The following is an 8,726-nucleotide window of genomic DNA, read 5'->3' on the forward strand; positions in this document are numbered from 1 at the left end:
TCTATCCTCTGTTCACATGTTCCTTGAAGATCTCTTCAAGTCGTTTTCCAACGTTGCTCAACCGATATTTTGCCGATACTTCAAAACCTCTCTCAATCAATGCTTCGCGCAAAGCGGGATCCTGTGCAATATCCAGAATGCCTTGCGCGATCGCCCCGGGCTTGTGCACATCGACGAAGTAAGCGAAATCGTGGGTATCATCGAAGGCAAAAAAGGGCGTGATCTTTGTCAGGATCACCGGGGTTCCCGTACTCATTGCCTCGACGGGCGGCAAACCGAAACCCTCTATCTCCGTTGACGCGGCAATAAGAATATGACTCTCCCGGTAAAGGGCCGCCATTTCCGCCTCCGAGATCCTTACGAGAGATCTGTCCACCACACCCGCCTGTTTCTCCGCCTCAGTGATGTCGGCCGGCGAGACCCGCGTAAGATGAACGGCCCTTCCCTGTTCCTTCAGGATCCGGACCGCCGCGAGAACATCGGGTATTGCCTTGTACTCAATGGTATAGTTGCCTACGGAAAGTATCTTGAGGGGACCCGCGTAATCCATCCCCTTCTCTTTGGGGTGAAAGACGCCCTGGTCGATCCCGTTGGGAACCAGGTAACAGCGGGTACGGTATCTATCTTCGACACCCCGGACAAGGTGGGGGGCAATTGCGATCTTCACCGTGGGGAGTTCATAGAGGCGATCGAACCTTTTCAGCCTGTCCTTCCATTCCCTCTTCTTGTACCAATACTTCACCTTTGAAATGATGTCGGTGCCCCGGAAACGCTTCGGAACGACGGAGCCCTTAATTCGCTCCAGAACATAATCGGGTTCAAAACCCTGCAGGAAGTGAAAAAGTGGAATACCGCGGCTCTTCGCCACCCCCCAGAGTTCCTCAACGTCTTTGGGGGTTGTCACGACTATGCCGTCCGCATCGGGGATGGTCTTGTCATCAAAGGCAGGGACAACCTCCGGCCTCACCCGAAAGCCCCACTCCTCATCGATGAAACGTGTGAGCAAGCGGACTGAATGACCCATATCTCTCAGGAGCTCGACGTGCTGAAAAAAGACCTTCACGCCCCCCGTCATGCCCACATGCCGTATTGCGTAAACCAGCCTCATAATGCTCTCATTTTCATGCGACCACTGAAGAGAGGATGTCCACGATCCTTTCCGATGCCTTGCCATCGCCATAGGGATTCACTGCTTCAGACATTCTCCTGTATGTGGCGTCATTGTCCAGAAGCTCCGCCGCGGAAGCGACGATCTTTGTGCTGTCCGTTCCTACCAGTCTTACCACGCCTGCCTCGACCCCTTCGGGGCGCTCCGTTACCTCTCTCATGACGAGAACGGGTTTTCCCAGTGACGGCGCCTCTTCCTGCACGCCTCCCGAATCGGTAAGGATCATATAGGACCTGCTCATCAGGAAGATAAACTGTTCATACTCGACGGGCTCTATGAGGTGTATATTGGGCACATCGCTCAAGATCTCCTTGACCGGCCGCTGAACCCTTGGATTCAAGTGAACGGGATATATCACGGTTACATCCGGCCTCTGGCGCGCGATCGTTTTCAGGGCGGTGCAGATATCCCGGAAACCGGCGCCAAAGTTTTCCCGTCTGTGGCCGGTCACAAGGAGCATCCTCACGCCCTCTGCGAACTCGATGCCCCAGCGCGTCTTGAAATGATCCAGCAGTGCCGTCCTTGCCGCCTCTGTCTGCTGCTTCTCCTTTATCATCATGAGGGCATCTATGACGGTATTACCCGTTACCCATATCCTTTCGGGGTCGGTGCCTTCCTGGATGAGATTCGATCTGCTCCATTCCGTGGGGGAAAAATGGTAATCGGCGACAACGCTCAGGAGGCGCCGGTTCACCTCTTCCGGAAAAGGACTGTATTTGTCCCATGTCCTTAAGCCCGCCTCGATGTGCCCGACGGGTATCTTCAGATAATAGGCCGCAAGACCGGCTGCAAACGCCGTCGTTGTATCACCCTGCACAAGCACTATATCGGGCCTTGTCTCCTCAAAAACCTTTTTCAACCCCGTTAACGCATGTGCCGTGATATCGAAGAGGTCCTGGTTCTCTTTCATGATATCGAGGTCGTATTGAGGCCGAATACTGAATATGGAGAGTACCTGATCCAGCATTCGCCTGTGCTGGGCGGTGACACAGGCGATTGTTCTGAAATCCCCGGCGCGTTTCTCCAGCGTCTTCATGACGGGGGCCATCTTGATGGCTTCCGGGCGGGTTCCGAATGCGAGCAGCACCGTGCGCATTGTCATTTCGCCCCCTTGCGGAAAAGGAAGGGTAATATCGCCTCAAGGCAGCACACGGGAACGAGGACGAGGGACTTGAGCCTGACGGTCCTGTTTCCCGACCTTGCCGATGTGAGGAAAAGCTTCAGGGCCTGCCCGGCTGAGCCGGTCTTCTGCCGTATCCTGCCCGTGATATAGGCCATCTGCGCCGCCGCTTTCCGCCTGTCTTTCTCATCGAGCATGTCGAGATACTTGTCAAAGATGTACTGGACGCAATTGATATGTCTCTCATTGAAGGTCGACAGGTTGGCCTCTCCCACCCAGTATGCCCCGAGCTTTTCCCTGACGTAGACGAACCTCTCCGTCACCCTCGATATCTTGAGCCACAACTCGGCGTCCTCGAAGGTGTTCAGCACCCTGTCCTCCGTGAGCCCGCCCACCTGATCGAGGATGGCCTTTCGCACCACGACGCCCGAATTCGGCAGCGTGTTCCAGTTGACCATGAGGTCGACAAAAACGGGCGGGGTGAGCTGCCTCCTCCAATCCCCGGCCGTCTCCTTTTTGCCCTTGACAGAGTGGATGTCGAGGTCATGATAGATGACGTCGGCATTCGCAGCATCGGCGCGGACCCTCTCAAGCTTCCCGGTATACCACCAGTCGTCGGAATCGAGGAAGGCAACAAACTCGCCCCGGGCAAGCCTGATACCCTCGTTTCGAGAGGCGGCGATGATACCCTCGTTGCTGAAATTGACGAGACGGATGCGCTCGTCCTTGAAGCCTTCCACTACCTCAATGGTGTTGTCCTCGGAAAAGTTGTTGACAACGATGGCCTCCCAGTCCGTGAACGATTGGGAAAGGACCGACGACAGGCACCGCCCGATAAAATGCCCGTGGTTGTACGTGGGAATGACGACGGAAAAAAGGGGGTTCATCTCAAACCCCCATGTCCCCCGCGTCCGAAGTGTGCTGTACACAGCCTGAGAGTTGCGTCTATCTCTTCTTCCACATTCCTCGTCAGAAAGAAGCCGGCTTTCTTTATCTTGTCCATCCGATAATCGAGGTCTTCCGCCTTTTCGCCGGCAGCCGGGGCGGGACGCTCTATGACAGGCGCCGACCCCAGGGTGGCCTCGCACCTCTTCGCGATGAGGGTCGCCATCTCCAGTATGGAAACGGAGTATTCACCGCCGAGGTCGAAGAGACCGTCCCCGCACTGAAGCGGCGGAACTCCTATCATGTGCGCCACCGCCCGTGCCGTGTCCTCAAGTGTTATGAAATCACGCCTCTGCAGACCCGGTGTCTTGAGGACAAGCTTCCCCGTGGTTGCGGCCTGGCGGCAGAGGTCGTTAACAACGAGGGTCCACCTGTCCACATCGGGAGACGCCGGCGCTCCGAAACCGTTCGAGAGACGCAACACTATCCCCGTCATCCTCTTCTTGTCGTGGGCGGCGAGGACCAGGTCCTCGGCAACCCTGTGGGTGATGGCGTAGGGGTGTGAAGGCCTCGGGACCGTCCTTTCCGTGATGACGCCGACAAGGGGGCTCCCGTAGACATGTATCGTGGAAAGATACACAAAGCGGGCGACGCCATTGCCCTGCGCGGCATCAAGGAGCCGCAGCGTACCCGCCCCGTTGACCTCGAGCGCGCGCTGCGGGTCCGCTGCGCTTTCGATCTCGTTGACCGCCGCAAGGTGAACGATCGCGTCCATTCCCCGGGAGGCATCGTCAAGGGACACCGGGGAGGCAAGGTCCATCCCCGTCACCCTTCCACCACTGGCCCATTCAGGAGGTCTTCGGCCGGCATTTCGGGTTCCAAGGTGCACCATGACCTCCGGGTCCTGGGCGAGGAGCTTCGCTATCCTGCCGCCAAGATACCCGAATGCGCCGGTGATGAGGATATTCTTCTTCATTTATGGACGATCGCCCAATTGTAGGGGATGGAGGGATCCGATGGGTCGAGCCTCTCTATCTCACCGGGGTCATGAGGAAGGGAGGAACAATTTGCGACGATCGCCGTCTGTGCCCCAATTCCTTTGAAGCCGTTCCAAACCATGGGAGGGATGGTCACGAGACAGTAATTATCGGGACCGAGGAACACTTCCTGTACCTGCCCTCTCGTTGCGCTGCCGTCGCGGTCGTCATAAAGGACAAGCTTGATATTGCCATGAGGGACGGCATAGTTCAGGGTCATGCGCTTGTGGATGTGCCACGCCTTTACAACACCGGGATAGATGCATGAGAAATATATTTCGCCGAAATCGATGAAGACCTCCGAATCCCTCCTGAGCATGTGCATGACCTTGCCCCGTTCGTCGGGTATCTGCCGCAGGGGGCTTATCCTGACTCCCTCTATCATGTCACTCACCTCCCATGTAGGCCGTGATCTGCTCCTTCGTCTTCGGGAGGGCTGCCTTCCCCTGCCAGATATCCCTGTACCACAGGGTTGTCTCCCTCACGGTCCTCTCAAAATCCCATCTCGGGTGCCAGCCCAGGGTGTAAAAGGCCTTGTCGCAATTCAGGTGGAGGAGCTTCGATTCGTAGGGTCCCTCACCGCCGCCGGCTGTTTCTATTCTTCCATCCCCCCAGTGAGATATGATCCTCTCGGTGAGGTCCTGCACCGTGTTGACGGCGTTCTTGCCGGGACCAAAATTCCACGATCCCGAGTATCCCTTCGGGGAAGTGTGGAGCCTCGCCGCAAGGAGCATGTAGCCGGACAGGGGTTCCAGGACGTGCTGCCACGGTCGGGTGGAAGAGGGGTTGCGAAGGAATATGGGCTCCCCTTTCTGAAGCGCCTTGATGGAATCGGGGACTATCCTGTCCTCGGACCAGTCTCCCCCGCCTATCACGTTCCCTGCCCGTACGCTCGCTATCCCCACATCCTGTCTATCGTTGAAGAATGCGTGCATGTAGCCGAGGAAGACCATTTCCGCTGCCGCCTTGGACGCGCTGTAGGGGTCCCTGCCCCCGAGCTCGTCGGACTCACGGTATCCCCACGTCCATTCCTTGTTGAGGTAGCACTTGTCCGAGGTGACGCAGATGATGGACCTCACCGCCGGCAGGGAACGGGCAGCCTCGAGAACGTTGACAAAACCGCCCACATTTGTGTCGAAGGTATATTTCGGTTCATCGTAAGAGAGTCTCACAAGTGCCTGAGCGGCCAGGTGAAAGACAAATTCGGGGTCGAAATCGGTGAATACCCTCTTCATACCGTCGAAATCCCTGACGTCCCCGTCGATGTGCGTGACAACGTCTCTGAGCCCGATAAGGTTATAGTGGTCGTTGTCCCTTTTGGGCGGCAGCGCGTAGCCGAGCACGTCGGCCCCGCACATGGTGAGCCACAGGGCGAGCCATGACCCCTTGAAACCCGTGTCTCCGGTGACCAGGACCCTCTTGCCCTTGAACACGGAAAAATGATCGTTATCTACCACTTTACCCATGGCGCTTCCCCTTTGTCGTAAAGTTCGTTGAGCAATACATATTCCCTGTTCGTATCCATGGGCTGCCAGAAGCCCTCATGCTCGTAGACCATCATCTGCCCGTCCCCGACCAGGTTCCGCATCGGCTTTCTCTCGAAGACCAGCCCTTCATCGTCATCGAGGTAATCGAATATCTCCCGGCGGCACACAAAAAAACCGCCCGATATCCTGCCGCCGCTCGCCTGAGGTTTTTCATTGAACTCGATGACCTTGCCCGACGGGTCGTTCATGAGTTCACCGAACCTTCCCGGCGGGCGCACGCCCGTCACGGTCAATATCCTGCCGTGGGACCTGTGGTATTCGATGAGCCTGTCGATATCAACGTCGCCTACCCCGTCCCCGTAGGTGAACATGAAGTTCTCCTCACCCGCCAGGTACTTTTCCACTCTCTTCAGCCGGGCTCCCGTCATGGCGTTAAGCCCCGTCTCGGCGAGAGTCACCATCCAATCCGACTCGGGATGCTCGTTGTGGTATTCTATCTTCTTGTTCCTTCCCAGGGTGACGGTGAAGTCATTGGTGTTCGCTTCGTAGTTGAGGAAGAAATCCTTGATCACGTCGCCCTTGTATCCCAGGCAGAGTATGAACTGCTTCACGCCAAACTCGGCATAATACTTCATTATGTGCCAGAGGATCGGTTTTGCCCCGATGGGGATCATGGGTTTGGGAATGTTGTCCGCCACATCGCGTATGCGCGTCCCGTAGCCTCCACATAAAATTGCAAGCTTCATGCTCTCTCTCCTTGAGCCAAAAGTTTTTCATATAACTCTTCATAGTTCCTGACCGATCTTTGTGCCGAAAAGGTTCGTGAGAACTTCTGCCTCGCATTCAAGGCCAGAGATTCCCGAAGGCCCCCGTCCTCGACGACGGACCTGATGGCGTCCGCCAGGTCCCGCGCGTTGCCCGCCTCGACGAGTATCCCGTCATGCATATGGACGATCTGCTCGGGAATCCCCGCAATGATGCTCGCAATAACGGTCTTGCCGAGGCTCATCGCCTCGAGGATGACATTGGGGAAATCCTCCTGCCCGATGGAGGGCAAAACGATGATATCGACGGCATTCATGAGATTGAAGACGTTCCGTTCGCTCCCCGTAAACCTTACATCATCATCCAGGCCCTCGTCACGCACATAGTGCCTGAGATGATCCGATTCGACGCCTTCCCCTTCGATGAGGACCAGGGGAAGACCGGCGGGCGCCTCCTGCTTCAGGAGCCTCATGGCGTCAATGAGGACCGCGTGCCCTTTGCGCCGTTCGAGAACGGCGACGACGCCAATCAACAGGCGGTCCTCCTTTACCTCCAAGCGGCGTAATGTCTCCACTCTCGTTTCAGTGACAGCCCGGGGTTCTATCCCGTTGAAGATATTTACCGTCTTTGCGGGGTCGATCCTCAAGGCATCCACGAGCATGCCGCGGGCATAGGAAGACCCCGTAACAAAAAGCGATACCGCCTTTATGACCATCGTGTCATAGGGTATATCCAGCCAGCGCCAGGGCGGCCGGTATGAATGGGCAATGTTGTTGACGACATAGACGATCCTCCTTATCCCGCTGAGCCGGGCGGCGATAACGGCGGCGGCGCAGGAATAGGCGCCGGGATACCCTCCGTTATTGACGTGAAGGATGTCGATCGTCTCTCTTCTGAAAAGTCGAAAAAGCCGTATCGTGTTCCAGGAGATGAAGAGATGCTTCAGTATGAGGTGGCAAAACATGATGACCGGCACGCGGATGAAGGGCGACCTTTTGCTGATGCGATCGAAGATGGCGCTGAGGTCAAGGAGCTTCACGGGGACGGCGCGAAAGCTGCGCGTCACCCGCTGCCTGAAGCCGGCCTCGTATTCCCCTGAATATCTGTAAAGGAAGCTCACGTTGTACCGCGCCATGAACTCTTCGCTCTGAAAAAAATTGGCAAGCATGTTCTCGCACCCGGCAAAAAAAGAACAGTCGGAATAGAAGAGGATATTCTTTCCCATTTGCCGTCTCACGATAGGAACGATGCTATCGTGAGCCTCACCCCTTCATCGAGACCGACTTTCGGTTCCCATCGGATCAGCCTTTTTGCCTTTGATGTGTCCACATGATAATCCATGATCTCATCGGGCCGATACTCCCTGCCGCCCACCTTCACGAGACCTGTCCTGTCGAGGAGTCTCTCGACCATTGCGACAACCTCGAGAAGCCTCACGGGCTTTCCGCTGCCGATATTGATCACCTCTCCCCGCGCTCCTTCTGCCTGGGATGCCCTTATCATGGCGTCGACGAGGTCGGTTATGTACACGAAGTCCCGCGTTTGCTCCCCCGGCGTCATGACGAAGGGCCTTCCCTCGATGAGGGACCCTATGAGGGAAGGCAGGAACATGCCCGCGTCCTGTCCGGGACCGTAGGCAAGCGTCGGCCGCAGGACGGTGACGGGAAGCCTGTAGAGGCTGTGGAGTATCCCGCAGAGGTTCGTGACGCAGAGTTTAGAATAGGAATAGGCGGTGACGGGCCTTTCCCTCATCGCCTCATTGAAGGGGCTTTCGTTCCTCCCGTATTCCTCTGCCGTCCCGAGAACAACAACGGATGATACCCTGCCGCCGTCGTTGAGTGCCGAAAACAGGTTGAGGGAACCCATGATGTTGACGCCCACAGCCCTGTAGAAATCGGCCATGTCGGAAGAGCGTTCCTTGAAGGCGGCCAGATGGAAGACCACATCCGGTCTGCACCGCCTTACGCAATCATCGACAAAGGCCCTGTCCTCGAGATCGCCCGTATAAGCCCTCACATCCTGAGTGCCACCGTCATCGGAGGGTACCATGTCCATCGCTGCAACGTGCGCCTTCATTCCGGTGAGCGCACGCACCAGGCTCCGTCCTATGAAACCCTGCGCGCCGGTGACAAGGACATTTCTGCCTTCCAGCAAGAGTTCAACCTCCCCGTTCATTTTATAACCCTCAAATGATAGGTGAGAGAATTCAATGGAAAGAGATGGGACAATCTCAGTTCGTATGAATAGGGATGTCTCTCGGCCAC

General features: G+C 56.6%; 9 protein-coding genes. All 9 read right to left on the reverse strand.

Going from position 1 to position 8,726, the window contains the following annotated elements; all coding sequences use genetic code 11:
* Position 1 precedes the first annotated feature (1 nt).
* The 9 genes from PHC90_10380 to PHC90_10420 are packed head-to-tail and all read right to left on the reverse strand — an operon-like array spanning position 2 to position 8,637.
* Positions 2–1,108, reverse strand: coding sequence for a glycosyltransferase family 4 protein (locus PHC90_10380; GenBank protein ID MDD3846753.1), 1,107 nt, complete (start codon positions 1,106–1,108; stop codon positions 2–4).
* A 13-nt stretch (positions 1,109–1,121) separates the two neighbouring features.
* Positions 1,122–2,270 (reverse strand): UDP-N-acetylglucosamine 2-epimerase (non-hydrolyzing), encoded by a 1,149-nt coding sequence (gene wecB / locus PHC90_10385; protein MDD3846754.1) that lies wholly within the window; start codon positions 2,268–2,270, stop codon positions 1,122–1,124.
* Positions 2,267–3,175 carry a glycosyltransferase gene (locus PHC90_10390; protein MDD3846755.1) on the reverse strand — a complete coding sequence of 303 codons (909 nt, stop codon included), beginning with the start codon at positions 3,173–3,175 and terminating at the stop codon, positions 2,267–2,269. The genes wecB and PHC90_10390 overlap by 4 nt, the downstream gene beginning before the upstream one ends.
* Positions 3,172–4,149, reverse strand: coding sequence for an SDR family oxidoreductase (locus PHC90_10395; protein ID MDD3846756.1), 978 nt, complete (start codon positions 4,147–4,149; stop codon positions 3,172–3,174). Before PHC90_10395 ends, PHC90_10390 begins: the two co-directional genes overlap by 4 nt.
* Positions 4,146–4,595 (reverse strand): dTDP-4-dehydrorhamnose 3,5-epimerase family protein, encoded by a 450-nt coding sequence (locus tag PHC90_10400; GenBank protein ID MDD3846757.1) that lies wholly within the window; start codon positions 4,593–4,595, stop codon positions 4,146–4,148. The genes PHC90_10395 and PHC90_10400 overlap by 4 nt, the downstream gene beginning before the upstream one ends.
* A gap of 1 nt (position 4,596) precedes the next feature.
* Positions 4,597–5,676, reverse strand: a complete 1,080-nt coding sequence (gene rfbG / locus PHC90_10405; GenBank protein ID MDD3846758.1) for a CDP-glucose 4,6-dehydratase — start codon at positions 5,674–5,676, stop codon at positions 4,597–4,599.
* Positions 5,661–6,443: a glucose-1-phosphate cytidylyltransferase gene (gene rfbF / locus PHC90_10410; protein ID MDD3846759.1), complete on the reverse strand. Its 783-nt coding sequence runs from the start codon at positions 6,441–6,443 to the stop codon at positions 5,661–5,663. The genes rfbG and rfbF overlap by 16 nt, the downstream gene beginning before the upstream one ends.
* A complete protein-coding gene (locus PHC90_10415; GenBank protein MDD3846760.1) occupies positions 6,440–7,687 on the reverse strand; it encodes a glycosyltransferase in 1,248 nt (415 codons plus the stop codon). The genes rfbF and PHC90_10415 overlap by 4 nt, the downstream gene beginning before the upstream one ends.
* Positions 7,688–7,695: 8 nt before the next feature.
* Positions 7,696–8,637, reverse strand: a complete 942-nt coding sequence (locus PHC90_10420) for an NAD-dependent epimerase/dehydratase family protein (GenBank protein ID MDD3846761.1) — start codon at positions 8,635–8,637, stop codon at positions 7,696–7,698.
* Positions 8,638–8,726 lie beyond the last annotated feature (89 nt).

Source organism: Syntrophorhabdaceae bacterium (assembly GCA_028698615.1).
Classification (GTDB): Bacteria; Desulfobacterota; Syntrophorhabdia; order Syntrophorhabdales; family Syntrophorhabdaceae; genus Delta-02.

Coding starts and splice junctions, on each gene's coding strand:
- PHC90_10380 (MDD3846753.1), bottom strand. CDS start 1,108: ATGAGGCTGGTTTACGCAATACGGCATGTGGGCATGACGGGGGGCGTG.
- wecB (MDD3846754.1), bottom strand. CDS start 2,270: ATGACAATGCGCACGGTGCTGCTCGCATTCGGAACCCGCCCGGAAGCC.
- PHC90_10390 (MDD3846755.1), bottom strand. CDS start 3,175: ATGAACCCCCTTTTTTCCGTCGTCATTCCCACGTACAACCACGGGCAT.
- PHC90_10395 (MDD3846756.1), bottom strand. CDS start 4,149: ATGAAGAAGAATATCCTCATCACCGGCGCATTCGGGTATCTTGGCGGC.
- PHC90_10400 (MDD3846757.1), bottom strand. CDS start 4,595: ATGATAGAGGGAGTCAGGATAAGCCCCCTGCGGCAGATACCCGACGAA.
- rfbG (MDD3846758.1), bottom strand. CDS start 5,676: ATGGGTAAAGTGGTAGATAACGATCATTTTTCCGTGTTCAAGGGCAAG.
- rfbF (MDD3846759.1), bottom strand. CDS start 6,443: ATGAAGCTTGCAATTTTATGTGGAGGCTACGGGACGCGCATACGCGAT.
- PHC90_10415 (MDD3846760.1), bottom strand. CDS start 7,687: ATGGGAAAGAATATCCTCTTCTATTCCGACTGTTCTTTTTTTGCCGGG.
- PHC90_10420 (MDD3846761.1), bottom strand. CDS start 8,637: ATGAACGGGGAGGTTGAACTCTTGCTGGAAGGCAGAAATGTCCTTGTC.